Source organism: Chloroflexota bacterium (genome assembly GCA_026706485.1).
Lineage (GTDB): Bacteria > Chloroflexota > UBA11872 > UBA11872 > UBA11872 > JAJECS01.
This window is the reverse complement of sequence record JAPOYR010000002.1, coordinates 59,292-83,881: the sequence shown is the minus strand read 5'-3', so window position 1 is coordinate 83,881 and position 24,590 is coordinate 59,292. Positions and strand designations below refer to the sequence as shown.

The 24,590-nt window shown below is 64.5% G+C and carries 23 protein-coding genes and 3 tRNA genes; 5 read left to right on the top strand and 21 right to left on the bottom strand.

Annotated elements, in window-relative coordinates:
* Positions 1-29: 29 nt before the first annotated feature.
* The 3 genes from OXG79_00740 to OXG79_00730 all read right to left on the bottom strand — a co-directional run bounded on the left by OXG79_00740 (position 30) and on the right by OXG79_00730 (position 1,490).
* Complete coding sequence (locus OXG79_00740) at positions 30-428, bottom strand: type II toxin-antitoxin system VapC family toxin (protein MCY3782293.1); 399 nt, start codon at positions 426-428, stop codon at positions 30-32.
* Positions 425-706, bottom strand: coding sequence for a type II toxin-antitoxin system prevent-host-death family antitoxin (locus OXG79_00735; GenBank protein ID MCY3782292.1), 282 nt, complete (start codon positions 704-706; stop codon positions 425-427). The genes OXG79_00740 and OXG79_00735 overlap by 4 nt, the downstream gene beginning before the upstream one ends.
* Positions 707-815: 109 nt before the next feature.
* A complete protein-coding gene (locus OXG79_00730; GenBank protein ID MCY3782291.1) occupies positions 816-1,490 on the bottom strand; it encodes a class I SAM-dependent methyltransferase in 675 nt (224 codons plus the stop codon).
* A gap of 347 nt (positions 1,491-1,837) precedes the next feature.
* Here OXG79_00730 and OXG79_00725 point away from each other — a divergent pair, with 347 nt between their 5' ends.
* Positions 1,838-2,551 (top strand): hypothetical protein, encoded by a 714-nt coding sequence (locus OXG79_00725; protein MCY3782290.1) that lies wholly within the window; start codon positions 1,838-1,840, stop codon positions 2,549-2,551.
* A gap of 13 nt (positions 2,552-2,564) precedes the next feature.
* Here OXG79_00725 and OXG79_00720 read toward each other — a convergent pair whose 3' ends face one another.
* From OXG79_00720 to rplU, 10 genes are all read right to left on the bottom strand, one after another.
* Complete coding sequence (locus OXG79_00720) at positions 2,565-3,932, bottom strand: FAD-dependent oxidoreductase (GenBank protein ID MCY3782289.1); 1,368 nt, start codon at positions 3,930-3,932, stop codon at positions 2,565-2,567.
* Positions 3,933-4,002: 70 nt separating this feature from the next.
* Complete coding sequence (locus OXG79_00715) at positions 4,003-4,647, bottom strand: HAD family phosphatase (protein ID MCY3782288.1); 645 nt, start codon at positions 4,645-4,647, stop codon at positions 4,003-4,005.
* Between the two features lie 29 nt (positions 4,648-4,676).
* Positions 4,677-5,666: a phosphoribosylaminoimidazolesuccinocarboxamide synthase gene (locus tag OXG79_00710; protein MCY3782287.1), complete on the bottom strand. Its 990-nt coding sequence runs from the start codon at positions 5,664-5,666 to the stop codon at positions 4,677-4,679.
* Positions 5,667-5,805: 139 nt separating this feature from the next.
* Positions 5,806-5,881: transfer RNA gene (locus OXG79_00705), tRNA-Ala, on the bottom strand.
* A 43-nt stretch (positions 5,882-5,924) separates the two neighbouring features.
* Positions 5,925-6,332 carry a PIN domain-containing protein gene (locus OXG79_00700; GenBank protein ID MCY3782286.1) on the bottom strand — a complete coding sequence of 136 codons (408 nt, stop codon included), beginning with the start codon at positions 6,330-6,332 and terminating at the stop codon, positions 5,925-5,927.
* Positions 6,329-6,556 carry a DUF6364 family protein gene (locus tag OXG79_00695; GenBank protein MCY3782285.1) on the bottom strand — a complete coding sequence of 76 codons (228 nt, stop codon included), beginning with the start codon at positions 6,554-6,556 and terminating at the stop codon, positions 6,329-6,331. The genes OXG79_00700 and OXG79_00695 overlap by 4 nt, the downstream gene beginning before the upstream one ends.
* 234 nt (positions 6,557-6,790) lie before the next feature.
* Positions 6,791-8,422 carry a HEPN domain-containing protein gene (locus OXG79_00690; GenBank protein MCY3782284.1) on the bottom strand — a complete coding sequence of 544 codons (1,632 nt, stop codon included), beginning with the start codon at positions 8,420-8,422 and terminating at the stop codon, positions 6,791-6,793.
* A gap of 362 nt (positions 8,423-8,784) precedes the next feature.
* A tRNA-Ala gene (locus OXG79_00685) sits at positions 8,785-8,860 on the bottom strand.
* A gap of 12 nt (positions 8,861-8,872) precedes the next feature.
* Positions 8,873-9,127 (bottom strand): 50S ribosomal protein L27, encoded by a 255-nt coding sequence (rpmA, locus tag OXG79_00680; GenBank protein MCY3782283.1) that lies wholly within the window; start codon positions 9,125-9,127, stop codon positions 8,873-8,875.
* A gap of 20 nt (positions 9,128-9,147) precedes the next feature.
* The gene (gene rplU, locus OXG79_00675; protein ID MCY3782282.1) at positions 9,148-9,483 is read right to left on the bottom strand and encodes a 50S ribosomal protein L21; all 336 of its coding nucleotides are present in this window, start codon (positions 9,481-9,483) and stop codon (positions 9,148-9,150) included.
* Positions 9,484-9,620: 137 nt separating this feature from the next.
* On the opposite strand from rplU, the gene OXG79_00670 reads away from it, so the two are divergent.
* The gene (locus tag OXG79_00670) at positions 9,621-10,637 is read left to right on the top strand and encodes an aldo/keto reductase (GenBank protein MCY3782281.1); all 1,017 of its coding nucleotides are present in this window, start codon (positions 9,621-9,623) and stop codon (positions 10,635-10,637) included.
* Between the two features lie 142 nt (positions 10,638-10,779).
* On the opposite strand, the gene OXG79_00665 is transcribed toward OXG79_00670, so the two are convergent.
* From OXG79_00665 to OXG79_00635, 7 genes are all read right to left on the bottom strand, one after another.
* The gene (locus OXG79_00665) at positions 10,780-11,307 is read right to left on the bottom strand and encodes a hypothetical protein (GenBank protein ID MCY3782280.1); all 528 of its coding nucleotides are present in this window, start codon (positions 11,305-11,307) and stop codon (positions 10,780-10,782) included.
* The gene (locus OXG79_00660; protein ID MCY3782279.1) at positions 11,307-11,918 is read right to left on the bottom strand and encodes a hypothetical protein; all 612 of its coding nucleotides are present in this window, start codon (positions 11,916-11,918) and stop codon (positions 11,307-11,309) included. Before OXG79_00660 ends, OXG79_00665 begins: the two co-directional genes overlap by 1 nt.
* Complete coding sequence (locus tag OXG79_00655; protein ID MCY3782278.1) at positions 11,915-12,586, bottom strand: hypothetical protein; 672 nt, start codon at positions 12,584-12,586, stop codon at positions 11,915-11,917. The genes OXG79_00660 and OXG79_00655 overlap by 4 nt, the downstream gene beginning before the upstream one ends.
* Positions 12,587-13,696: a glycosyltransferase gene (locus OXG79_00650; protein MCY3782277.1), complete on the bottom strand. Its 1,110-nt coding sequence runs from the start codon at positions 13,694-13,696 to the stop codon at positions 12,587-12,589.
* 28 nt (positions 13,697-13,724) lie between these two features.
* A complete protein-coding gene (locus OXG79_00645; GenBank protein ID MCY3782276.1) occupies positions 13,725-15,167 on the bottom strand; it encodes a sugar transferase in 1,443 nt (480 codons plus the stop codon).
* 26 nt (positions 15,168-15,193) lie between these two features.
* Complete coding sequence (locus tag OXG79_00640; GenBank protein MCY3782275.1) at positions 15,194-16,339, bottom strand: glycosyltransferase family 1 protein; 1,146 nt, start codon at positions 16,337-16,339, stop codon at positions 15,194-15,196.
* A 78-nt stretch (positions 16,340-16,417) separates the two neighbouring features.
* On the bottom strand, positions 16,418-17,443 hold the full coding sequence (locus OXG79_00635; protein MCY3782274.1) for a YihY/virulence factor BrkB family protein: 1,026 nt from the start codon (positions 17,441-17,443) through the stop codon (positions 16,418-16,420).
* Between the two features lie 155 nt (positions 17,444-17,598).
* Here OXG79_00635 and OXG79_00630 point away from each other — a divergent pair, with 155 nt between their 5' ends.
* The 3 genes from OXG79_00630 (at position 17,599) to OXG79_00620 (ending at position 21,795) form a co-directional block, all read left to right on the top strand.
* Entirely contained in the window at positions 17,599-19,170 is a 1,572-nt protein-coding gene (locus tag OXG79_00630; protein ID MCY3782273.1) for a M23 family metallopeptidase, read from the top strand.
* Positions 19,171-19,236: 66 nt separating this feature from the next.
* Positions 19,237-19,313 (top strand) — tRNA-Arg (locus OXG79_00625).
* Positions 19,314-21,540: 2,227 nt separating this feature from the next.
* Positions 21,541-21,795, top strand: coding sequence for a helix-turn-helix domain-containing protein (locus OXG79_00620; GenBank protein MCY3782272.1), 255 nt, complete (start codon positions 21,541-21,543; stop codon positions 21,793-21,795).
* A gap of 507 nt (positions 21,796-22,302) precedes the next feature.
* Here OXG79_00620 and OXG79_00615 read toward each other — a convergent pair.
* Positions 22,303-23,043 carry an HAD family hydrolase gene (locus OXG79_00615; protein ID MCY3782271.1) on the bottom strand — a complete coding sequence of 247 codons (741 nt, stop codon included), beginning with the start codon at positions 23,041-23,043 and terminating at the stop codon, positions 22,303-22,305.
* Positions 23,044-24,590 lie beyond the last annotated feature (1,547 nt).

Sequence of the window (24,590 nt, the reverse complement as noted above, 5' to 3'; positions counted from 1 at the left end):
GCGGGCGGCCGCCTGGGCCGCTTCGACATCTACCGCGCAGCGTCCAGCCGGCTCACCTGCCCCGGCCAATCCAGAATCCGCCGGTCGGCGGTCACCAGGCGATGGCCCTCCAGCGCGGTGGCCACGATCAGCCGGTCGGCCGGATCGGCGTGGAAGTCTGGGAGCGTCGCCGCGCGGATGCCAATCTCGCCGTTCATGGGAATCTCGACGACGCCTTGCTCCAATTGCTCCCGGCGCCAACGACCGACTTCCTCGGGGAACTGGATCCGCCGCTTCGCCTTGAGCAAGGCCGCTTCCCAGAACGAGACAGCGGAAACGCAGAGCTCAGCCGACCGCCAGGCCCGGTCGATGGCGGAGCGTGCGCCCGGTCCGAGCCGCGCGTCGCCCAGTCGCAGCCAGAGCATGACGTGCGTATCGAGCAGGATCACGGGTTCAACACGCGGTCCGGGTCGGACTGGGCCTCCCATTCAACGTCGAGCGGCTCGATGATGTCGCCGAGAATCTCGATCCGGCCTCGGTCGATGCCGAAGAGACTCGCGGGCCGCTCCCGATAGGGCGTCAGCCGCGACACCGGGCGGCCGTTCTTGGTGATGACAATCTCCTCACCGCTCTCCGCCACCTCGTCCATAAGCTTGAGGCACTTGGCCTTGAACTCCGACGCCTTGATCGTCCGCGGTCCGGGTTTGCCAGCGGTTTCTGTCGTCATAGCTCGCTATTCAACTCAATCTCCGCCCGCGATCCTACCATGGTCATGACCATGGTCATATTTCGGTAAGGAGGCCCTGAGCTAATAGCGCCACTAACGGATCCGCGAACTAGCCGCGCTCGTCGTAATGGGAACCGCCTGACCGCTTCACTCCGCCTACCCAAACGACGTGGTGCGTGGTTTCAATCTCCCCCGACTGAAGCGTATTCCGCTCGGCAAAGAGGCGGAATCGTACGTCGTCAGGCGATGGAAGCGGTTTGCCGCTCCAGGTCCAGATGCGGCACTGAAATTGCAGCCAGTCGTAGATGCTCGGGTAGTAGCGCTTTCTGACGATATCGGCCGCGATCCTGATGCTGACCCCATTCTGCTCCATCGCAGCCCGCGCCTGATCCAGCGTCCGAATCGTCTCGTGGTGCGGTTGGCGCGTCTGCCCAGGACCAAATGTCTCGGTCACTTCCTGGTGATGCAGGTTGCCGATCACCTCGCAGAACAGCAGGGCGTCGTCCTTGAGGATCCGCAGCGCCGCCTGGATGCCATGGCTGTCACAGCCGATCGGCCCACGCTCGGTGAACGCAAAGTCGAATGCCCCTGGCTCCAACTCGTGTGCGTCGCCTGGAAATTCGAGCAGCCTGAACTCAACGTTGGTGCACTCGCTCTCCCGCAGCGCCTCCTCGGCCAAGTCGACGTGCGCGAGGTCATGGTCGACGCCCAGGCCCGATGCGAATCGGTGGCAGTGCTCGAGCAGCGTGGCGCCGTTGCCGCACCCGATGTCCAGGACACGCATATCTGGACGAAGCTGTGAGGCGATGAACTCACGTGCATTCGGGCTGATGCGGTCGTCCTCACGAGAACTCTCGGTTCGCCGATAGTAGGAGTGGCAGGCCTCTAATATGGCTGCTAGCTTCTCTTGCTCCAGTTCCACAAGACTCACAAACCGCGACCGGCGAATGCTCTTTCGCATAGTGTCGCAAAGGAAATTCGCCGAAGCCGGGTCAAGGTTTGAAGGTGGAGGCGGCTAGCGGAGAGGCAATCGCCGTCCTGCGGGCGCTCTAGGCCGGAAGCGACCTTGCCTCGGTGGGCGACTCAGTATGACCATAGGCGGCGTCCACTCGGTCGCGGCGGAAACATAACGTGAAACACCTCAGATGTCTGACCGACAAGCAGCTCGGCGGCTGGTCGTTGCTGCTGGGGATGGTGGCGGTGGGGGTGGGCTATGCGCTCTCGCCGGGCCGTGGCGTAGTGGACACGGTGCCGAGCACCAGCCTCAGCGACCTCACGCTGGCGATGGCGCGCAACGCGACGCTGTCTTACACCGTGCCGGTGGTGCTCATCTGCGGCGCCCTGCTCATGCTGCACGGACTCCTGACCCTGCGGCGGTATGCCGGCCCCGTGGCGCGGCTCGGCCTGCTGGGGATGGTTATCGCCGCGACCTTGCAGATGGTGATGCGGGGCCTCGACTACATGATCGTCGGCATGGGGCTGGCCGCGCTGGAGAGCGAGGCGGCGAAATCGCAGGAATGGCTCGATTCGGCGCTGGCGATGCAGCGGATGGTCTGGGGGTTCCACTTCACGTCCGGCGTCTCCGGTTCTGTCGGGACGGCGATCTTCGCGCTGGGCCTGGCCGCCCGGCCTGAACCCATCCGTCTGCCGAAGGTCCTGCACCCCATCGTGGCGGTGCTGTCCGTGGCGTCGCTGGTGGTGTTCATCGCCGCGTGGCATTCGAACGCCCTGGAGCTGGCCTTCGCGCCCGTGTTCGCCCTGATGTCCATAGCCGGGCTCGTCTACATGGGTCTGTTGGGCTGGGGACTCGCACGATCGACAGACGACGAGGCGAGCCAACCCTAAGCGGACGCCCGGCCTAGCTGACGCGAGACTTTAAGCGGTCCGCGACCTCAATTGCGGCGCTTTGGCCGCTGGAGAGTGCGCCGTTGACCGACGGCACGCTCATGTAGTCGCCGGCCAGGAACAGGTTGTCGATGCGCCCAGCGAGCTGCTCCGGGATCTTCGCCACCGCGGCGAGCATTCCCGGCGTTCCCATGCACAGCGCCTCTTCCCAGCGGTAGACGCGATAGAAGAGGCCCTCGTCGTCGCCGGGAAACGCCGAGCCTGGCGGCGCGTTGCGGCGCGCGGCGCCCAGCATGCGGCGCTTGATCTCCTCGTCGGCGAGCGGGATGAGCTCCTTGGCGCGGTCGCGCCCGATAAGCAGGTCGAGAATGCCCTTGCCCGGCGGCGCGCAGGAGGGCAGGAAGGCCGTCCGGTCGAGCAGCAGCGGGGCGTCGTCGTCCTCCGGGAATAGCGCGCCGTGCCAGCCGGGAGGGAGCGGGGAGCGGTCGAGGCCGATCACCACCCGGCAACCGGTCGAGTAGCTGACGGCGCCGAGCGCACGGCGCGTTTCCGCCGGCAGCTCGGGGACGAGGTCCGCGACCTTGGTGCCGGGGACGGCGCAGATGACCGCGTCCGCCTCGATCGTCTCGCCGTCCGTGACCACGCCGGTCGCCGACCCGTCCGCGACGACGATCCTCCTGACCGGGGTCGATACGCGAATCGCGTCGGCGCAGTACGTGGCCAGCGCCTCGCTCAGGGAGCCGATGCCGCGCTCGGGCATGGAGACCCTGCCCTCGTGCAGCATCGTTTCGCCGATGTAGGCCCGCATCAGTGCCTGTCCCGCGGGCCTCGGATCGCCCAGAATCATCTTGAGAGGCGCCTCGAGCGTCAGCTGCAAGTTCTCGGGCACGTTGAGCCGCTGCATGTAATCGCCGAAGGACTCGTCGTCGTCGATCGCGGCGATGGGGCTGTCGCTGGCGAAGCTCATGTAGTCGGCCTGGCGATGAATTTCCCGCATCACCTTGAACCCCGCCCGCATGCCCGCGGGCGAGAGAAAGCCCATGGCGATGGCCGTCCGCAGGTGCCGGATGAAATTCCAGAGCGATTGGTCCGGCGTCGTCGTCACCCAGCGTCCATTGCGGTGGTGGCCGAACTTCATCATCGACGGCACGAGCGGCAGGCCCAACTCCTCGCACATGCGGAAGGCGGTGTCGTAGGTGGAGGTGAAGACGAAGGCGCCCATGTCCAGGGAGAACCCGTCCACCCGCTCGCCGCGGCCGCGTCCCCCCACGCGCTCGTTGGCCTCGAGCAGCAGGGGCGTGATGCCGCGCCGCATCAGCGTGTAGGCGGCGCTGAGCCCGGCGAATCCCCCGCCAACGATGACGACCCGCTTGGCGCTCATATACGCGGCTCCCATCTCGCCACTCGCCGTTTAGCGTGCAGGCGTACGGCGGAGCGGCGATAGCGCCTGGCTAGCTTGCTAATTCCTTTATAGCAGTTGGCAATTCCCTAAACGTCGCGACCTTGGCGGTTGCTTTGGACAAGTCGTGAGATGCCGTGAACTCGTTCGCAACCACGATGCAGTCAATACCCGCCGCAATTGCCGACTCCAACCCTCTCGCCGAGTCTTCAATGACCACCGTTTCAGCGGCAGTCGCGCCAAAGCGCTGGAGCCCTTTCAGGTAGGGTTCGGGATGTGGTTTGGCTCGTTCGTAGTCATCCCTGGCCAAATAGAATTCCATATAGTCCACGATTGCTCGCTCTTTGTGTATGAGGGCGAAATCATCTGGTTTGGACGTGGTAATGATGCCCATCCGGTACGTGCCTGCAAGTACGTCCAGCGTTTCCAAGACTCCATCGATCTCGATGTCTTCGGTTCGAAGATACTCCTGGTAATAGGCGTTACGGACCTCGCGCTGTCTGTCGATGGACTGTTCATCAATGCCTGCCGCTATGGCTTGGGCCCAGGTGGCATTTCCGTGGGTCATGTCTCGGAGGTATTGATCTCGATCCATGGTGAATCCGATGTCAGCCAGGGCGCGCTCGCCGGCTTTGAAATACCAGAACTCGGTTTCCACCAGAACCCCGTCATGGTCGAAGAGAATGTATTTCTTCACCGGTGGTCGCTATTGGCCCGCGGACACCGTCATGTGATTCCTTGCAGGTTGCTGGCCAAACGCGTCTCGATGGGTTGGTCCGACTCTGGAAACTCGAAGGAGCGACCGGTGATCTTCTCGTAGAGGTAGATGTAGCGTCGTGAGAGCTCGACGACAAGGTCGTCCGGCGCCGGCGGGAGGACCTCATCCTCGTAGGGGTTGCAGTTCTCCGTGAACCAGAGCCGGAGGAACTCCTTGTCGACGTTGTCGGGTTCCCGTCCCTCGCGCATGCGCTGTTGATAGGTGTCGGCGATCCAGTAACGACTGGAGTCGGGGGTGTGGATCTCGTCGATCAGAAGGATCTCACCGTTCTCGTCACGGCCCATCTCATATTTGGTATCCACAAGAATCAGGCCATGCTCGGCTGCCTTGGCTTGACCGAACGCGAAAAGTTCCAGCGCGATGCGGCTGCATTGTTCCCAATCGGCGGCCGTCATCCAGTTTTCGGACACGATCTCGTCGGGGCTGATCGGACGGTCGTGATCCTCCGACTTGGTGGTCGGTGTGAGGTAGTTCGACGGGAGCTTCTGGTTTTTCACCAGGCCTTCGGGCAGATCGATGCCGCAGTACTCGCGCCGGCCACTCTTATAGACCGTCCACAGGGCGGTGCTCGTGGTTCCGGTGATGTACCCACGCACCACGAACTCAATTGGGAAGACGATGCATTGCTTGGCAATCGTGACGTTTGGATCGGGAATGGATAGCACGTGATTTGGCACGATATGGCGGGTCTGTTCAAACCACCAGGCGCTCGTCAGGTTGAGGACCTGCCCTTTGAAGGGGATAGCGGCGAGCACCCGGTCGAATGCACTCTGCCGGTCGGTGGTGATGAGGGCCAAACGGTCTCCAAGATCGTATCGATCCCGTACTTTGCCTATGGACTTCTCACCTTGAGAATGATTCGTCTCAACGAGGCAGTTTCCGAGCACTTGTCGTATTCGATCCGTATAGCCCTCTGGGGTGTAAATGACGTTCTCCATCTACTGTCGCCTCCGCGAGATCAAGAGGATGGCCCGATTGCCCAATGTACTACCGGCCTGACGGAAGATTCCCGTCCCGTAGGAGGGGCTTGGAACGGGCCAAATGGCGGCTTCTTGAGATGGCTTCTTCAAGTAGTGATGGTGGACCGAATGGGACTCGAACCCACGACCTCCGCAATGCGAGTGCGGCGCTCGTCCGACTGAGCAATCGGCCCCGGGGCTGTTCACGTGTCCCTCTCGGGGCAGACTCGCCGAGCATCAGAACAATTCACTGAGCGATTCCTGAGGGCTGATTGCACGGATGGGGGAGCGTTCGTAGTCCGCGACATTCCTCGTGACGATATGGCGAGCCCCGCAGGCACGGGCGGCGGCTACCTGTATGGCGTCCTCGAAATCGGCCATTGGCAGCGCGGTGGCATACCGGACACTCTCCGTGTCGGTGGTAGCCACCGATACAAAGCGGGTGAGCTCGGCAATGAACTCTCGGGTGCTTGTGCCTCCGAGCACTGGCGAGACGATGTAATAGAAGTTCGACGCGGAGTGCCACGCGATGTAGGCGGCCTCTGCGCCATGCTCGATCCGATCCAAGAGTTCGGAAGCCGGGTCTGAGTGTGGAAGCCTGTCGAGCGCGACGTCGATGAGCACGTCGGTGTCCAGGAGAATCACTGGAGGAACTTCTTGGCCAACGCGTCGTAGCGCGGGTCATCGTGACGCTCCGCGGCCCGAAACTTCCCTCGCCACCGCATGGAGAACGATTGCATGTTCCCGCCGGCCATTTCCCTGAGCGATTGCTCGACCAGCGACGAGAGGGACACGCCGCGGGAGCGGGCATACCGTTTGGCCGCCGGGAGCAGCTCGGCGTCCACGGTGATGGTGAGCTTTTGCTTCATCGGGAGTTGGCCCCTCTGGGAAGTATACGGTACCGCATAGCAAGTATACGTATAGCGGCTATCGGCTGCAACACGCCCGTGAGCACTTGGACTGCGCGATGTCGTCGGTGGGCCTGCGTGGACGGTAGATGGCACGGTCTTCGAGATGCGGCTGGCGCGACTCTAAGTTGGCTTACCCTTTTATCGCGCTACGGCAGAAGGGCAGGCTCGCGCATACCGACAATATGGAATCCTTCATAACCCCGCTCTTTGCAGCAGCTCGCGCCAATGGGGCAATACGCGTGGAAGAAAGAACTCTGGACTCTCAGATTCGAGCTCAAATATGTGCATCACCTTCTCCTGCGCCGCAGAGTGCCACATTCGCAGATGCCTCTCTACGTCTTGTCCACAGTAGTGCATAACCCTTTGGTCCGGGTCTTCTCCTTCCTTTGGCCACATCGGGTGGGCGAGGTAGAGACGGATGGGGGCTACTATGGTGAAGGCGGTCCCTTCCCGCCGGCAACGCTCGATCCCCTCGGAGACAATACCTTGGGTTATATGCACAACCGCTCCTGGAACCGGGTCGGGCGCATTGTCTACTTCTGGCCTCCAGACAGCTACTAGTGCCGCGTCAATCGCCCTTTGCTCTGCTACCGACCAACTCAGGGAATCGGACTTGGTAGATGGAATCTCCGTGTCCTTCCGAGGGGGGTTCTGTCGGATTTGCTTGAAGTCTTTGCTAGCCTCCCAATCCCCCGGTCTTCCCTTGATTATCATGGTTTTGAGGCAAGCACGCGCTATGTTGTCTATCTTGTCGAGCATGTCCCAAACGGTCTGGCTTCTCCCCGCCGACTTCCCGTGGGCTACGTCATTCCTGTAGCTATAGAATTCCTTCAACTGATTCCTGACGGCATCTCTCTCCTGCGTTGAGTCGGCGTAGTGCCAGGAAGCCCGCCCGGAGACAAACTTCCCGTGGTTGTATCTCTCACCCTCCATGAACATGGCTTCCAGAGCGATGGTCAAGTCAATGGCCCGGTCGCTCATCGCGTCTTCGCCGTCCCTCTCTCTGCTGTCCCGCAGCCTCCTGAGCGCGAGAGCTGCCCGGTTTCTTTCTTGGTCTGGCAGCGCAGTATGCCTCTCCACCAGGTCCGCAAGCTCGCGGGCGTCAAAGGGGCGAGTAGTGGGCTGATGACCGAATCCAGGCGAGAGAAGCGAAGTGCGTTGAGCCCACGATCCATTCTGCAACGAAAAGACATGTGGCAGAGTCGCTGCTATGGGCTCTGGGATGGAGTACAAACCCCCAAATGGGCGAAGACCTACTCCCCACACGAGACCCAGCAGCAGCACTAGCGGCTCAATCCCGAGACGAAGGAGGGGACTTATGTGCTGTTCTGGCTCCCCTATCCATCTGCCCTTGTTCTCGAATACCGTGGTTCTCAGGATGTACACATCAGTTGCTCCGTCCGGAGGCCAAAAGTCGCGTTGCCCCGAGTCACTTGCCAGACGCCGAAGCTCTCCATCTGACATTGCCTCCCGGTACGGGATTAGAACGGTATGGTCATCCAGATCAATCACCCTCTTTGGTGGCTGCCCCCGGAGCAAGAAGGTGTTTTGCGTCTCCACCATGCCGTGAGAAGCGAACCGGGTCGCGTGCGTCGCTACCTCCTCCGCTCCGTACCGGGCTGCTGCCAAATAAAGCCTAGAGGCGGCGGCCATAGAGTCTGGTTGCACAACTTCCTGACGCACTCCACTATCCCGCGGGATCGTACCTGCCGGGGGTCGCAGTCCCCGCTCGCTACTCCAGTGCACCTCAACCCACTCCATCACATCGAGGAACGCGGGAATACTGGCTAGGATTTCGCCTTTCCGGCGGACCATGCTCTCCATAGCTCGCCCAAGCTGGCGGATGAACTGCAAGTCTCCGGGGAGAGGAATGGTGATACCAGATAGTTGGTCTACGGAATGCAGCGGCAAATGTCGCAATCGCTCCTCAATGCTATTGAGGGGTACTTCCATCAAGGGCATAGCTCCTTTTCTCCTGCGTGTGCCCGGAAGCGCAACTCGTTGAAGAAATTGAGCATCGAAACTGCAAGCTCTTTGAAGTGCTCATCCGTGACATTCTCGGTGGATTCTCAAACTTCCGTTGTCACCTCGGTAACCGACAAGTGGCTCGGCGAAGATGTAGGTCGGACTTTCGGCGCAGGGAGACTACGGCGATGGGCATCATTCTGCGGGCATGATGAGATGGCTGGTGGACCGAATGGGACTCGAACCCACGACCTCCGCAATGCGAGTGCGGCGCTCTTCCGACTGAGCTATCGGCCCTGAGGCTGTAGTTTAGGCCGCGTCCGCCACGCGCACGCGGGTGCGCCCGCGCATGCGCTCGAAGACTACGTGGCCCTCGATGAGCGCGAAAAGGGTGTGGTCGCGGCCGACGCCGATGTTGGGTCCGGGCAGCAGCTTGGTGCCGCGCTGCCGCACGATGATCTCGCCGGGGCGCACGAACTCACCGTCCGAGCGCTTGACGCCCAGCATCTTGGGGTTGCTGTCGCGCCCGTTGCGGCTGCTGCCGAGGCCTTTCTTATGTGCCATGACTTGCTGCGCTCCTCTGTCTATTCGGCGGTCGCCGCCGACGGCTCTCGGTCGATGCCGTCGATGCGAACCCGCGTGTAGCGTTGCCGGTGGCCCATGCGCCGCCGGTGTCGTTTCTTGGCGTGGTAGGTGAAGATCCGCACCTTGCGCCCCTTGACTTCGCCCAGCGCCGTGCCGCGCACGGTCGCGCCATCCAGCGTGGGCGTGCCGACGTGCCGGCCGTCGTCGTCATCGATCAGCAGCACGTCCTCGAACGCCACCGGTCCGGACGACTCGTCCCGCAGCTCCACGTCGATCACGTCGCCGGGCTGCACGCGGAACTGCTGGCCACCCGAGCGGATCACCGCGAACGACATAGGACTCCTCGTGGATGCGTGGGGCGGGCGCCGGATGTCGGGCAAGGCGCACCGCCCATATGGTATCAGCCGCGGTTGACCCGCGCCGGTGCCGGGCGCATGCTTCGCACGAAACAGGTCGGGGAAAGGGTGTGGGCGTGCAGTACCGCGAGATGGGAACGCCGGAGCTTCTGGTCAGCGTGGTCGGGTTTGGCGGCTGGCCCATGGGCGGGCGCTTCTACGGCGCGGACATGGACGCCGAGGCCACGGCCACGATTCACGCGGCGATTGACCAGGGCATCAACCTGTTCGACACCGCCGCCGGCTATGGCATGGGGCACTCCGAGGCGCTGATGGGCGCGGCGCTGCGCGGGCGGCGCGACGAGGTGATCGTGGTCACCAAGTTCGGCATATACCGGGATGAGTCGGTGCACGCCTACCGCCGCGACGGGCGCCCCTCGGCGGTCCGCCGGGGCTGCGAAAGCAGCCTGCGGCACCTAGGCATAGACCATATCGACGTGTTTCTGCACCACTGGCCCGACCCCGACACGCCCATCGCCGACACCATGGGCGCCGCCAAGGAGCTGATCGACGAGGGCAAGGTGCGGTTCGTCGGCGTCTCCAACTACACGCCCGCACAAATGGCCGAGGCGTCGGCCGTCCTGCCCATCGTCGCCAACCAGGTCGGCTATCACATGCTCGACCGGCGCCACGCCGAGCGGATATTCCCGTCGTGCGAGGAGCACGGCGTGGGGGTGATGGCCTACGGATCGCTGGCGCACGGCGTGCTGGCCGGGCAGTTCAGGCTCGACACCAAGCTCAACGACGACGACTGGCGCGCCACCGGCTACGCCTTCGGACTGCCGATCTTTCACGCCGATCACCTGCCGCAAAACCTGGTCGTGGTGGAGCAGATTCGAGCGCTCGCGAAGCAGGCGGGTCTGGACCTGCCGCAGCTCGCCCTGCGCTGGGTCATCGAGAATCCGACCGTCTCGACCGCGCTTGTGGGATTCCGCAACCCCGATGAGGTCGCCGCGGCGGCGGCCGCGGCGGAGGCAGACGTTCCCGCCGCCGTCATGCAGGAAGCCGACGCCGCCACGCGTACGGCCTACGAGCGCATGCTGGCGGATGAGTTGCCGCCGGCCGACCTCGGTCCGCTGCGCCGAAACGCCTAAGAGCGGTGCCCGCGAGCCTTCGTGAGGACCCCGTCGGTGCGCCGACTCCGGCACCGTTCGTGGTGAGCCTGTCGAACTACGCCCTTCGACAAGCTCAGGGCGAACGGATTGGCCCTGAAGACCAGGCCCCTGGGAAGCAACGCTAGGACCCGCGCAGCGCCACGCCGAGGAGCCGCGCCCCGGCCTCGCGCAGCACCCCGGCGGCCTGCACCGTCGAATCGCGACGTGAGGTGCGCTGCGACGCAACGAGCACGGTGGCGGTGCACGCCGCGGTGACGGCTCGCGTCTCGGCCACGTCGAGCACCGGCGGGCACGCCACCACCACCAGGTCATTGGCGTCGGCGGTGTCGGCCAGCAGATCCCGGAAGGCCTCGGCCACGAGCAGCGCGGCATTCGATTCGGAGACGGCCGGCGCAGTCGTGGTCGCGGTGCTGGCGGGCGCCGCCGAGCCGTCGCGCGGTTCGTAAACGTCCGCGTCGATCAGGGCGACCCGGCGTCCGGTTTGCTCCACCGATGCCGCCAGCGCCGCCGCCACGTCCAGCCGCCGCGTATCGGCGCGGGGGCTGGTCACGGCCACCAGCGGGTGGGGAGCATCCGCCAGGGCCACAAGCACATTGGTACGCAACTCGTCGATGCCGGGCATGGCTGCTCCGCCGCCGCTTTGGCTCATCAGGCGCCGCCCTCGTTGCGCGCGGGCGGCAGCGTCGGCGTGATCAGCCAGGCCACGGCAGCGCCCACCACGGCGCCCACGATGGCCGCGACCGGGATCACCACCTCGCCCCGCGGCCACGTCGGGGCGCCGGGCGCTTTCGCTGCGTCGATGACCGCGATCTCGAGTCCCTTTTCCGGGTCGTTCAAGCGCGCCGGCGTGGCCACTTCGGCCACCAGCGCGTCGGCCAGCCCGTTCACCACCGCCGCCGCGCGGTCGGCGTCCTCGTCCTCGGATTGAATGGTCACCACCAGCCGGTCGGAGTCGCCGTTGGTCCGCACGCGCTTGACGACCTCGGCGTCGGATAGGCCGCCCCGAGCCTCCGAGCTCAGCCGCATGGCGTAGTCCTCCGAGTCGACCCAGACGGCGTAGTTGCGGATTAGGCGCGACGCGGCTTCCGAGGCTCCAAGGTCGGCAATTCTTGGTCGGATCGAGACATCCGTCGACGCGCGGTAGACCGGCTCGGCCACCGCCACCACGACGGCGCTCACGATCACAGCGATCACGGCCGCCGCCGCGCCCGCGATGGCGACGAATGGCCAACGCGTCGATCCGGGGTGGGATTCCGTCACGGCAGGCGGCCGATCACCGGTGCGTCGATCAGGTCGGTCACGTCGGACTCGTGCAGCCGGTTGAGCCGCCAATCCGCGACGAGCGCCACGGCAACGGCCAGAATCAGCGCCACCGCGGACTTGAGCACCACGTCCAGCGCCGCCAGCGCCCGCGGCGGGCGCTCGGGCTCGTCGGTCTTGTCGATCAGACGCAGCGTGCCGATCTCACCGAGCGTGGGGTAGTAGGAATTCTGGTTGTCGATCAGCTGCGTCACGATGCTGTCGATCAGCGCCTGCGCCGCCGGGCCGTCGCCCCAATCCAGCTCGATGCGCAGCCCGCGCGAGAGCGGATAGACGTCGATGGTCTCGAACATGGTGCGGAAGTCCATGGTGTGGCCGGCGTCGGTCACTTCGGCGTGCGCCAGCCGCAGCAACTCTCGGCCGCGCGTGAGGCGCGCCAAGTCTTCGATGACGATTCCCGCCGCCTGCGCCCGGCTGCTTTCGGCGCCGTACTGCAGGCGCTGGCTTTCCTCCGGCAGGTTCAGCGTGAGGACCAGTTCAGCCTCAGCGCGCAGCCCCACCGGTCCCACGAGCTGCCATAGGATGGCGGCGATGAGGGTGGCGCCGGTGACGGCGGCGATGAAAATCCACCAGCGCTGCACCACTCGCGCGAAGCGTGCCGACGACATTTACGCCGCCGCCTCGGGCGCGCGCGCCCGCTCGATGGTCAACTCGATGGCCCGCCGCAGTTTGGACCGGAACACGGAGGCGTCGAACTGCGCGGCATGTTCGACGAGGCGTGCGGAATCGATCGTCACGTCGGTGACGCGCTCCAGGGCCTGCCGCAGGCTGGGCACGGTCGGCTCGGGAAACAGCACGCCCGTCTCGCCGTCGCGCACGGTCTCCAGCGCGCCGCCGGCGGCGTATGCCACCACCGGGCGGCCGGCGGCCTGGGCCTCTACCGGAGCGATGCCGAAATCCTCCTCACCGGGGAACACGAACGCGCGGCAGCGCGCCATGTGCCGTCGCACTTCGTCGTCGGACACGCGGCCGGCGAACTTGACGGTCGGACCGGCCATCCGACGCAGGGAGTGTAGGTCGCGGCCGTCGCCCACGACCAGAAGCGGCAGCGAGGCCTCGGTGCACGCGCGCACGGCCAGGTCGATGCGCTTGTAGGGAATCAGGCGGGACACGACGAGAAAGTAGTCGTCCACCTCCGTCGAGGGCGCAAACCGGGTCGTGTGCACCGGCGGGTGCACCACCAGGGCCTCCCGCCCGTAGAAACGGCGGATGCGCTCGGCCACGGCCTGCGAGATGGCGACGAACTGCGTCACCTTCTGCGCCGCCGCGCGGTCCCACCGCCGCATCCACCAGAGCAGCGGCGCCAGCGCTCGGGGCAGCCAGGCGGGATAGCCCTCGCGCAGCAGATACGCCTCCGGCATCCAGATGAATCGCGTCGGGGTGAGGCAGTAGCAGACGTGCACCGACCCTGGCGGCGACTGAATGCCCTTGCAAAACGCGCTCACATTGCTCACCACGACTTCGGCGTCTCGTACCCGCGTCGACTGAAACGCGAGCGGGTAGAGCGGGAGAAAGGCCTGATGCCGCGTGCGCCAGCCGGGCAGGTGTTGCAGCCAGCTGGTGCGAACGTCCAGGCGGCGAAAGCCGGGGTCCACGAGGTCGGGGGCATAGAACGAGGTGTAGACGGGAGCGTCCGGATACATCGCGTGCAGCTGGTCCAGCACCACTTCGGCGCCGCCCTGCTGATTGAGCCAGTCGTGGACGAGGGCGACGCTCATTCCGGTGCACCGGCGGCTCGGCGCGATCTCAGAATGCGCCGCGTCCAGACAGCACGGCCGGAATCGTCTTCACCAGGATCTTCAGGTCGAGGCCGAGCGACCAGTTCGCGACGTAGTACGTGTCGAGCATCACCATTTCCTCGAAGGGAAGGTCGCTGCGTCCGCTGACCTGCCACAGCCCGGTGAGGCCGGGATGCACGCGCAGGCGGTGCCGCGCCCACTCGTCGTACTGGGCCACCTCGTCGGAAACCTGGGCCCGCGGTCCGATCAGGCTCATGCTGCCGGTCAGGACGTTGAAGAGCTGCGGCAGCTCGTCGAGGCTCATGCGGCGCAGGACGCGTCCCACCCGGGTGCGCCGCGAGTCGTCGCGAATCTTGAAGAGCGCGGGGTGCGGCCCGCCGGCGATCATCTGGCGCTTCAAGGCCTCGGCGTCCACCACCATCGACCGGAACTTGAACAGGGTGAACTCGGCGCCGTCTTTGCCGATGCGCGTCTGGCGAAACAGGACGGGGCCGCGCGAATCCACCCGAATGGCAATCGCGATCACGAGGCACAGCGGCGCGCTGAGAATGAGCCCAACCAGGCTTACCACGATGTCCAGCGCGCGCTTTTGCACGAACTTGAATCCGACGATGGCGTTGTCGCTCAGGGTGACCAGGGGGATTCCCGCCAACGGGTGGATCTCCATGCGGCCAAACTGCGCCTCAAGGAGATCGGGCACCGCCCGGAACCGCACGCCATGGACGCGGCAGCGCTCGATGAGCGGTTGCAAGTTGTGCTGGGTGGTTCCCGACAGTGCGATATACACCACGTCGATCGTCTCGGTTCGAATCAGCACCTCGAGGTCGTTGAGGTCGCCCAGTCGCTGAAACCGGCCGAACCCCGCGCCATTGACCTGGTCGTCGTTTTCCTCCAGGTAGCCGATCACCCGGTTGCCCGACGCCGGCGACGCGGACAGCTGCTGCATCAGATATTTGGCCACCACCCCGCTGCCCACGACCAGGATGCGCTGGTTGTCGAAGCCGGCCCGGCGCACCACCTGCACCAGGCCCAGCCGCAAACCCAGCCACACCAGCGTGCCCACCGCGCCGGCCGCCCCGAGGTACATGAACATCAGGCGCGAGAAGAACAACGGCCGCGACACGAAGAACACGAAGACCACCGCCGCCGTGCCAATCACCACGCCCGCTGCAATCCGTGGCAACTCGTCCAGGAGCGACACGCTGCGCCGCCCCGAATAGCGCCCCAGCACGTAGAAGCTCAGCACCGTGACGGGGATGAAAAGACCGGCGACGACCCAATAGGCGTCGATGGGCGTGAACTGAAACTCGTTGAGTTCCGGACCCAGGCGCCAGACGTAGCGCAGGGCGTAAGCGAACACGAACGCGCCGAACAGCACCGCCACATCGCCCACGGCGGTCAACCACCGCGAGGTGAGGACGCGCCACGGCGTCCCGCGGACGCGGCCCACAGGCTCCGGTGGGGGCGCCGGTGCGGTTACCGCGATTTCAGGACGCTCTGATACGCGTTGAGACATGTCTCAGCTGCCGCTGGCCAGTTGAATCGCTGGGCTTGGACGAGGCCCCGCGAGCGCATGGCGTCGCGGCGTTCCCGTGACTGAAGGACTCGGTGCATGGCGTCGGCCAGGGTGGCTTCATCTCGTGGCTCGACGGTGATCCCGGCGTCGCCCACGACTTCCGGCAAGGACGACCGGTTGGACGTGATCACGGGCGTGCCGCAGGCCATGGCTTCAAGCGGTGGCATGCCGAACCCCTCATAGCTGGAGGGGTACACCAGCAAGTCCGCTGCACTGTACCAAAAGGGAAGCTCCCTTTGATCGACGTAACCGAGCCAGCGTGCGTGATCGACCACCTGTGCCGCTTGGATGAGGTCGGGAACATCAACGCCCATCCATCCACGTCCTCCAACGATGACCAGCGAGCCCGCGTAACGGCCCTCGCGCCGCAGACGGGCGAATGCGCGTATCAGCACGTCGACGTTTTTGCGGGGCTCGATGGTTCCCACGCTGAGCACGAAGGGCTGCCGCACGCCGTGCGCCGCGCAGAATGCCTCGACCTCGGCCTCGGGGCGCGGATGGAACTGCGGTTCCACTCCGGCGTAGACCACGGAAATCTTGTCCGGCGGCACGCCGAACAGCTCAATGAGATCGTCGCGCGTCGACTTGGAATCCGCCAGCACGGCGCTCGCTCGCCGGGTGGACAACCGGGTAGCCGCATGCAGATACCACCGTCGGTGGGCCGGGTGAGTTTCGGGCGCCCGCAGGAAGGACAGGTCGTGAACGACCACCACATGCCGCCCCGGCGCGGCCAGTGGCGTCACATTCAGAAACGAATGCACGACGTCGGCGCCGGCCAGGGCGAGATGCCCTGGCGCCACCAGGTGTTCCCAGAGAATCCGCACCCAGGTGCGCGACGTTGGGAGCCGCGTGCGCCGCAGACGGACGCCGGGCCGGGTGCGAAACGGCGGCTCGCGCACGCGGTCGTTGAGGAAGACCGAGTACCGGTGCGTGGCGTCGGCCTCGAGCACGGCATCGATGAGGCGCGCGCTGAAGCGGCTCACGCCCGCGTTGCGAAATGTGGCTTCGGTGTATACCGGCAGCGCGTTGAGAGCGATGTGAGCCATCCCAAATGCCTACCCTACAACGCCGCGCTCGTGACGCATGTGTCTCACAGGTGACGAATGTAACGTTCCTGTGGCGCCTTAGGCGCCCGCGCCGGCGCGAGGGGGCTCACCGGGCGCCATCGCGGCGGACACCGCCGAGCCGAACGCCGCTCCGGCCAGGAAGATCATGCTGCTGAAATAGAGCCAGATCAGCAGCAGGACAACCGTCGCAATCGGGCCGTAGATCGCGTTGAACGAACCGAAGTTTGCCGTGTACCAGACGAAGGCGTTCTTCCCGATCTCGAACCCGACGGCTCCCACCAGTCCGCCCGCCAGCGCCGGACGCCACGCTAGGCGCTCGGCCGGCACCAGGTGATACATCAGACCGAACACGCCGGTGGCGAAGAGGATCGGCAGCAGCACGCCAAGCCAGCGCAGCAGCCACCCAAGCCAGGCAAACGGCGATCCGCCGCCGAGCAGCTCGGATTGCAGCAGAAACGTCAGCACCGCGGTCACGGTTACGGACACGCCGAGCAACACGCCGGTAGCCATGGTGGTGGCGAGATCCAGCGCGCGGCCCTGAACGAACGTGCGCCGCCGCGTCGCGCCCGTCGCCGCGTCGAGACCGCGACGCAGCGCGCCAAACAGATTGCTGCCGGTCCACAACAGCGCGATCAGGGAGATGACGCCGACGCTCTCGCGGACGGCGGCCATGGACGGCAGCGTGCTCTCCAGAAAATCCTCCGCCCCGGGGGCCAGGTCAGCGGACTGATCCGCGACGAATTGCACCAACACGTCGGGCTCCACCAGAAACGCGGCGATCGCCGTGATGAACCCAATCAGCGGAAACAGGGAGACGAAGGTCTGAAAGCTGATGGCGGCGGCGAACGTGGGCAGTTGCTGCGTGCCAAACCGGTCGGCCGTCAGATACAGCACGCGGAGTTGCGCATGGGCTTCGATCCACGCCATCGTCGCGTCGGTGGTCGACTCAACGGTTCCGCCGACGTGATCTTGGGCCCGCCGCGCGATGTCCGGAACGCTCCGCCACATCGTTCGCGCCGCCCGAGCCAGCCCGACCGCCCGCCGTCGGAATCCGCGCTGCTTCACGGGTGCGTCGCCGTCCATGATCTGCGACCAAGAGTGCCAGAGTCGCGGGCGCGCGGCGGCGCGTCACGCCGGGCGTGCGCCGGCGTTTGATCACCGGTGCCGCCGCCGTTCCGATGCTAGGCTAATCGCCTGTGAAATCCCCCCGCACTCGGTCCGCCATGCGCCGTGTGGCCGTGGCTCTCGTCCTTGCCCTCGCGCTGGCCGCGCTGCCCGTGCCGCTGGCGGCCGAGGTGCCCGAGGTGCCGTTCGGTACCGCCTGTGGCTTCGGCCCCGACTTTCCGATCAACGGCGGTCGCTTCTTCACCCAGACGGGGGGCGGAACCGGCGGCGGCTATCCCGTGCGGGATGACGACGCCGCCAAGTTTTGGACGGCGTTTCAGGAACTCGGCGGCATCCAGGTCGTCGGCTATCCGGTGTCGCACCGATTCCTCCTGCATGGCTTTCTCGTGCAAGCGTTTCAAAAGATGGTGCTGCAGTGGGACCCGTCCAAGGACGGCGTCAACGTGGCCAACACCATGGACGTCATGAATCGAGAGGGCCACGACGATTGGCTGGAGTCGTTCCGGCAGGTTCCCCGGCACGCCACCCTGCCCGAGGATGCCGGCGTGCCGTTCTCCCAGATCATGGAGAACCACCTGGCCCTGCTGGACGTGAATCCGGCCATTCGCGACGCCTACTTCGCCGTGCCCAGTTGGCTCACGCGTCTCGGGCTGCCCATCGCCTACGGCGACTACGGCAGCATGGTCGCGATGCGGACCCAGCGCGCCGTGCTGCAACAGTGGCTGGTGGATGTCCCGTGGGCCCGCGCCGGGCAGGTCGTCTTCGCCAATTCGGGTGATCTGGCCAAGGAAGCCGGCCTGTTTCCGGCGGCGGCGATCACGCCCATTGACCCCCACGCTCCGCCTGCCGACGCGGACTTGGTGACCATCAACTCCGAGATGCCGCAGCCGGGTGATGCGATCGGCATTCGCGTCCACACGGCGGCCCCCGGTGTGTCGGTGACGTGGAATGGGCAGGCCGCCCCGCTGCTCTGCCTTGACGGCACCTGGCACGCCATGATCGGGACGGCCTCCACGGCCATGACGGGCCCGCAGGACCTTCGGGTGAGCGTCGGCGAGCGCATGGTCGACATCTCGGTCGAGCTCGCGGAGCGTGAGTACCCCTCCGCGGAGTTCCATATCCCCGAAAGCCACGAAGACCTGCTCGACGCCGAGGTCGCGCAGGAAGAGCGCGAGTTTCTCCACAGCATCGTCCAGCGGGTAAATGGAGGGCCGCTGTGGACCGGGCCGTTCCAGCGGCCCGGCGGCGGGCGGGTCACCTCGCCCTACGGCGAGCGCCGCACGCTGCAGCCGGGGTCGTTCATGTCGGTGCACGAGGGTGTCGACTACGCGGCGCCGACCGGAGCCCCAATCCCCGCGCCGAACCGAGGGCGCGTCGCCTTTGTCGGGCCGCTCACGATCCGCGGCAACACGGTGATCCTGGATCACGGCTTTGGCGTGTTTACGCTCTTCTATCACCTGCACGACTTCTCAGTCTTGCTCGGTCAGGTGGTCGAGCGCGGCGCCACGGTCGGTCTGGTGGGCTCGACCGGGCGCTCAACCGGCCCGCATATCCACTGGGAGATGTACGTCGCCGGCGCCGCCGTCGATCCCGTCCGGTGGATCGAAGGTCCGTTCGAGATGCTCGGCGATGCCGAGTCCTATATTCGCGCCCCGGTCGGCGAAGACGAACCCGTAGCCGGATAGCGCGCCGGCCAGAGTCCGAGTCCGCCGCGGCGCTCACGCACCTCGCTAGAATCGTCACGCCGCCAGGCGCCCGTAGCTCAGCGGATTAGAGCACTGGTCTTCGGAACCAGGGGTCGGGGGTTCGAATCCCTCCGGGCGTGCCACGCTCCCAAACCTGTTGCGCGACCATCCAGTGATCGAGCCGCGGCTCGCCAAATCGGCCTTGCTCTAGTTTTGCTCTAGTAACAATTTGAGTACGGTTGCGATATTCCGCCGGAGACGGCTGTCCGGGCGCGTCGGGAAACAGCGGGGCGAGTCGGGCGACAGCCCGACGCTGGGCACCCAGCGAGATGTGGCCGTAGACATCCTTCGTCACCTGAATCCCCGCATGGCCCATGGCTTCGCTGACTACGCTGATCGGCGCACCGGCGTTGAGGAGCAAGCTGGCAAACCAGTGCCGCAATTCGTAAAGGCGCCTGGGGGCCAGTCCGCCCTTCTTCAACATTGCCTGAAATGCCCGTCGGAAGTTGCGGGGACACCGCACAGTGCCCTGGGCAGTGGGAAAGACGAGGTCCTCGTCCTGCCAGGCCGGGCCGGCCGTCCGGCGGCGCTGCCGGATCGCCGCTCTATGTTCTCGGAGAACCGCGGCCAGAAACGGCGGCAGCGCAACCGGCCGCGTGCTCCGGTGTGTTTTCGTGTCCTTGAAGACGAGCCCCGTACCGGGAACGCGCTGGACTGCTTGACGCACCCAGGCGACTCCGGCGTCGAGATCGACGTCCCGCCAGCGCAAGGCGAGTAGTTCGCCTGGCCGCATGCCGGTCGCCACAGCCGTCGCGATCTCCGCGTAGATGCCAGCGTCCTTGGCCAGGGCTAGCACCGCGCGGGCTTCGGCTTGGCTCGGCGGCCGCACCGGGGTCCGCGGGACCTTCGGCGGACTCACGGCGTCAGCAACGTTGCGTGCGACAAGGCCCCAGGCCTCGGCATCCCCCAGCGCCTTGTGCAACATGCGGTGTACGTGTCCCACATGGCGCGGATGGAGTCCGCCGGGTTTCCCGTCACGTCTCCCCTTAGTCAGGAGCGTCGAATAGAGCTGGACCAGATCTAGCGGCTGAAGTTTCGACAAACGTGTCCCACCGAGGTAAGGCTTGACGTGCAGACGGGCAAGATAGCCATAGCGGGTGCGTGTGTTCGTCCAGATATTGGTGCCGTGCTGGTCAAGCCATAGATCGAGGAACTCGGCAACCGTGGTGGGATCTGTTGGAGCGGTCGCGCCGGTCTCCAGATCGCGAAGCTGAGCTTCGGCCAACTGGCGCGCGGCGCGCTTGCTGCGTGCGCTGCGCGACACCTGTCGGTTGAGTTGCGGGCTGAAGATGCGGCACTCCCAGTGGTCGCCGCGTCGGCGAAAGGTCGGCATTTCAGGTCGTTTCGTTGACTCTGGAGGCTAAAGATCGGCGGCTGGTTTGACCGGACTTCTGCCGGATGAACTCCCGAAGTCCCTCGATTGGGATCTTGATCGCCCGACCGGCCATGAAGTGGGGCAACTCGCCGGTCCGAACCCAAGTGTAGACAAAGCTGACGTCCACACCGAGCATCGTTGCCGCCTCGCGAGGGGCAACGGTAAGTCGATCCCGGTCAGGCGAAATGGCACGCCGAAGGTCGCGTGAGGATTCCGGCTCTGTGGCCCGAACCATGTCAAGGTCAGTCATCGATAGTTGGTTGCGTCCACGCGTTCAAGCACTCAAGTGGCTCGAATCACTCGAGTCTCAGACGTGGGCTGGGAAGATGGAAGCAAGGATTCCGTAGTCCTGCGATGTCGTTGACGCGAGCGCCGTGCAACAGATTGACTAGGTGTCGACCCGACCGGTGCCCGTTCAGGTGGTCGTCGAGATGCACGACGCTCGGCTGGAAGATCCAGGCTATGTCACACACTTGACTCGCGGCCGACAGAAGCCCAGATGAGCGTGCTGGACTTGGGTTCTGAAACTCGAAACTGAGAACCGAGCCTCCAGGCACGGACCGTTCAGTGACCGATTCGTGAATTGCCCCAGCTCGCGCGCACCCCGACACGAATTCTCGCCGCTACCCTCGCATCACTCTGCTAGCTGTACTGACCACGGAGGTGCCAAGTCTCGCCCAAGCAGCAGAACGTGTGCCGCCTTGCGGTGCGCAGACGATCAAGGTTGCGGGGTCGCCCGTCTTCACAGAATGTACGGAAACCTGGGGTGGCCGATGTCGCACCGGCGCGGATCATGGGGCCGTGCACGGACGGCATCCACATCGCAAGCCGGCGCATCGACACGGCCCGGTCGGACCGCGGCGAGCGCCCGCTGCGCTGCGTTTCACCGCTGCGACGGCAGCCGGCGTTCGCCGACGCGACCGGGCCCGGCCGGCGTGACGCCGACCCGCCGCCGGACCACGGCCGCGGACCACGGTCCGCGATTGCTCACCGTGAAGCAGGTGGCCGACCTGTGGCAGCTCCATGAGGTACGTGTCCGCCGCATGTGCCATGCCGGGTTGATCCGCCACATCCGCATCGGTCGCTGGATCCGCATCCCCAGCCATACGCTGCACGAAGACCTGCACGCGCTGCTCGATGCCGGGCAGCCGGGGCCGAGACACCGCCCCGACGAGACTTGGACCGCATGACGGGGGCGCAGGCGCAGATGCGGCCACTGCTGCCGGGCGGTCTCTGTGCACCGCGGCGGCCGCAGCCGCCGTCGGATTGAGAGTCCAGAGTCTCGGGTACTCCGCAACTTTACCCAGCGGGCGCCAACCCCTGCCACTCCTGTAATCCGCTGTGCCGAATGCGTCCCAAGGGCCACGGGTAGGACGGCAGTTGGGCCCGAATGTTGGCAGGACGTTGGCAGCCTGGTTGGGATGGAGGTCAGAGTGTCCGATGAAACTTAGCCCGGTCGGTCGCACCCTTTGAGGCAAAATAGGTGACATAGCGCCGGTTGGGCAAGGGCGTCGGGCTGAGAGTGGTGGGTGCTGTCTCGCCTGGTCTGGCAGTGGTTAGATTCCCGCAACCCAGTGAAGGACTCTGCTGGCCGATTGCTGCAACTGTCTGAAAACCGCTGCCGAGCGGATGAGATCTCTCACACCACGGCAATGTCTGTCGTGCTAGTCACAGCCAACCGTGACCGTTGCTCCTAGTCAATCGGCGGCGGCTTCCGCTCCGGTGGTGAGACCTGAGAGTTTGCTGAGCGCTTCGATCGCTTCTCCCCGCCATGAGGCTCGTTCTGAATCGTATGCAGCGGTCCTTTCCTCTGGGGTCGTAATCAGGACCGCCCGCATCCCAACGCTCTCAGCGCTTGTTAACTCATGATCGCCTCCGTCGCCAACGTACACGCAGGCCTGCGGGTCCACGTCGAGACGTTGGCAGGCGCGCAAGAAGATGGCGGGATCGGGCTTGAGCAGTCCCTCCACGCAGGAGAACAACGGTAGGCCCATCACGTCGGCGTACGGCGTCGTGGGCCGAAGGACGGGCACGCCAGGCGAGCAGTTGCTAATCAGCGCCGTTCGGAGGCCCAGCGCGCGCAGCTGAGTCAGCGTGGCAACTGCGTCCACCCGCGGTCGCAGGGTGCCCCGTAAGAACTCGGCGCGAATCTTCACTGCCTCGCTGATGGCCTCCGCATGGACCGGAACTCCGATCGCGTCGCATACGGCCCGCACACCAGCCTCGGTCGTCGGCAATGTGCCATCGAATAGCTGCCGCCATAGGTCGAGCCAGCCCTGCGTGAAGGCGACGGGGCCCGTGCCGACGGCACGGGCCATCTCCTTGAGCGATGATCGGAACACCAAATCGTCGATCGGGGCGGTGAGCGTGTTGAAGAGGTCGAAGACTACCGCCGCCACGGATGTCGGGTTACCTGATACTTGACGCTGATCAGCCATCCCATTCCTCGGCAATGAGTCGACACGCTCGCACCAAACGTGCGTGAGCGTGGCTTATCGTTGGTGTCCGCGCCTCTCCGAGGCAGCGGCCAGGTACTGCGCATCGATTTGTGAAAAACTCCAACGGCAGGCATGCGCCTAGTCGACTTAAGTTCATTTGAAGGACCGTCAATTCGTCGAAGGAGTCACACATGCCGCTGCCGCATCACCAGATGGATGGCGATGTGTGTGAGGAGAGTTCTGGCGGGTGACAGGTCATATAACAAGATATATCGTGCGCAGCTCGTGATAGACTCTGTAGATCGTGATTCATCACCGTGGTTCGAAGTGGGATATCGGAAGTCATCCCGAGATCAGGGCAGATAACCCGTCAACAATAGAAGGGCTCCACTAAGTACTAGAATTCATCTTGACGAAGGAGTTGGGTCGCGAAAGATATGGGGTCGACGCTTTTGATATTGGGAGCAGTCCAGTGGATTGGAAAGGAAACGATTTGCCCCCTAACTCTTCGCCGCTTTGTTGGGATGATAGGAATGGCAAAGGTTCTGGTAGGTCAGATCAGCTTAGAATACCTGATGAGTCAACCCGCTACCCGGAAGACTTATGGATATAGTCAGAACCGTATGGGCGAGATCAATTACATTAGTCAGACCGTTGGCAAAGGGAATCCTTCGTGACCAACTCTCGTTGGCTGCATGTTCCTGGGATGTACAACGTACGTGACCTCGGGGGTTACCCGACGAAGGACGGCAACACAACGCGCTGGCATGCGTTCCTTCGGGCAGACAGTCTCGATAATCTGACCGAGTGGGACGCGAATCGCCTGGTCGCGTACGGTGTTCGGACAGCTGTTGACCTTCGCTGCACCCAGGAGACCATTGATGCTCCGAGCGCCTTCTTAAGCGTGGAAGGCGTCGAGTGTTACCATGTGAACATAATTGGAGATACGGATCCTCCCGGATACGCTGAGCTTCAGTCGGCTAGACTGTCGACCGCTGAGTGGACATCAAGGCTATACCGTGTGCTTGTCGACGGGCGACAGGAAGAGATTTGCGAGGCTCTAGTCACGCTCGCCGAGACAGCTGGGCATACCTCGATCTTTCATTGCGCGACGGAGACTGACCGAACAGGAATCATTGCCGGGTTGTTGCTGGGTCTTGTAGGAGTGTCCGAGGAGACCATCGCTGAGGATTACGCGCTTAGTGCTATCGGAGTGAGACGTCGAGTCTTGTGTGAAGGAAGACCGGAATACTTGGTCGGAAAAGACATCAATCATCCAATGAGACTTGCCCCACGAGTCGCAATGGAGAATACGCTTCAATACCTTATGGCTCAATATGGCGGCGTTCAGCCATACGCAGAACACATCGGCCTTACCGACAGCCAAATTGCCCAAATCAGAAGTGTTCTGCTGGAGTGAATGCGGATTTGCAAAGTCGGCGGGTATCAAGCACGTGGCCCTCGTCAAGCAGCACGATCGTATCCGCGAGGGCCAGCGCTTCCTACACCAACGGCTTGGACTCGGCATTGAGCAACGGCTTGGCCTT

What these genes read in the sequence shown, in the direction of transcription:
- OXG79_00735 (MCY3782292.1), bottom strand. Translation starts at nt 706, where the DNA reads ATGACGACAGAAACCGCTGGCAAACCCGGACCGCGGACGATCAAGGCG.
- OXG79_00650 (MCY3782277.1), bottom strand. Translation starts at nt 13,696, where the DNA reads ATGAGCGTCGCCCTCGTCCACGACTGGCTCAATCAGCAGGGCGGCGCC.
- OXG79_00730 (MCY3782291.1), bottom strand. Translation starts at nt 1,490, where the DNA reads ATGCGTGTCCTGGACATCGGGTGCGGCAACGGCGCCACGCTGCTCGAG.
- OXG79_00615 (MCY3782271.1), bottom strand. Translation starts at nt 23,043, where the DNA reads ATGGCTGATCAGCGTCAAGTATCAGGTAACCCGACATCCGTGGCGGCG.
- OXG79_00690 (MCY3782284.1), bottom strand. Translation starts at nt 8,422, where the DNA reads ATGGAGAGCATGGTCCGCCGGAAAGGCGAAATCCTAGCCAGTATTCCC.
- OXG79_00695 (MCY3782285.1), bottom strand. Translation starts at nt 6,556, where the DNA reads ATGAAGCAAAAGCTCACCATCACCGTGGACGCCGAGCTGCTCCCGGCG.
- OXG79_00655 (MCY3782278.1), bottom strand. Translation starts at nt 12,586, where the DNA reads ATGTCGTCGGCACGCTTCGCGCGAGTGGTGCAGCGCTGGTGGATTTTC.
- OXG79_00665 (MCY3782280.1), bottom strand. Translation starts at nt 11,307, where the DNA reads ATGAGCCAAAGCGGCGGCGGAGCAGCCATGCCCGGCATCGACGAGTTG.
- OXG79_00635 (MCY3782274.1), bottom strand. Translation starts at nt 17,443, where the DNA reads ATGGACGGCGACGCACCCGTGAAGCAGCGCGGATTCCGACGGCGGGCG.
- OXG79_00710 (MCY3782287.1), bottom strand. Translation starts at nt 5,666, where the DNA reads ATGGAGAACGTCATTTACACCCCAGAGGGCTATACGGATCGAATACGA.
- rplU (MCY3782282.1), bottom strand. Translation starts at nt 9,483, where the DNA reads ATGTCGTTCGCGGTGATCCGCTCGGGTGGCCAGCAGTTCCGCGTGCAG.
- rpmA (MCY3782283.1), bottom strand. Translation starts at nt 9,127, where the DNA reads ATGGCACATAAGAAAGGCCTCGGCAGCAGCCGCAACGGGCGCGACAGC.
- OXG79_00720 (MCY3782289.1), bottom strand. Translation starts at nt 3,932, where the DNA reads ATGAGCGCCAAGCGGGTCGTCATCGTTGGCGGGGGATTCGCCGGGCTC.
- OXG79_00640 (MCY3782275.1), bottom strand. Translation starts at nt 16,339, where the DNA reads ATGGCTCACATCGCTCTCAACGCGCTGCCGGTATACACCGAAGCCACA.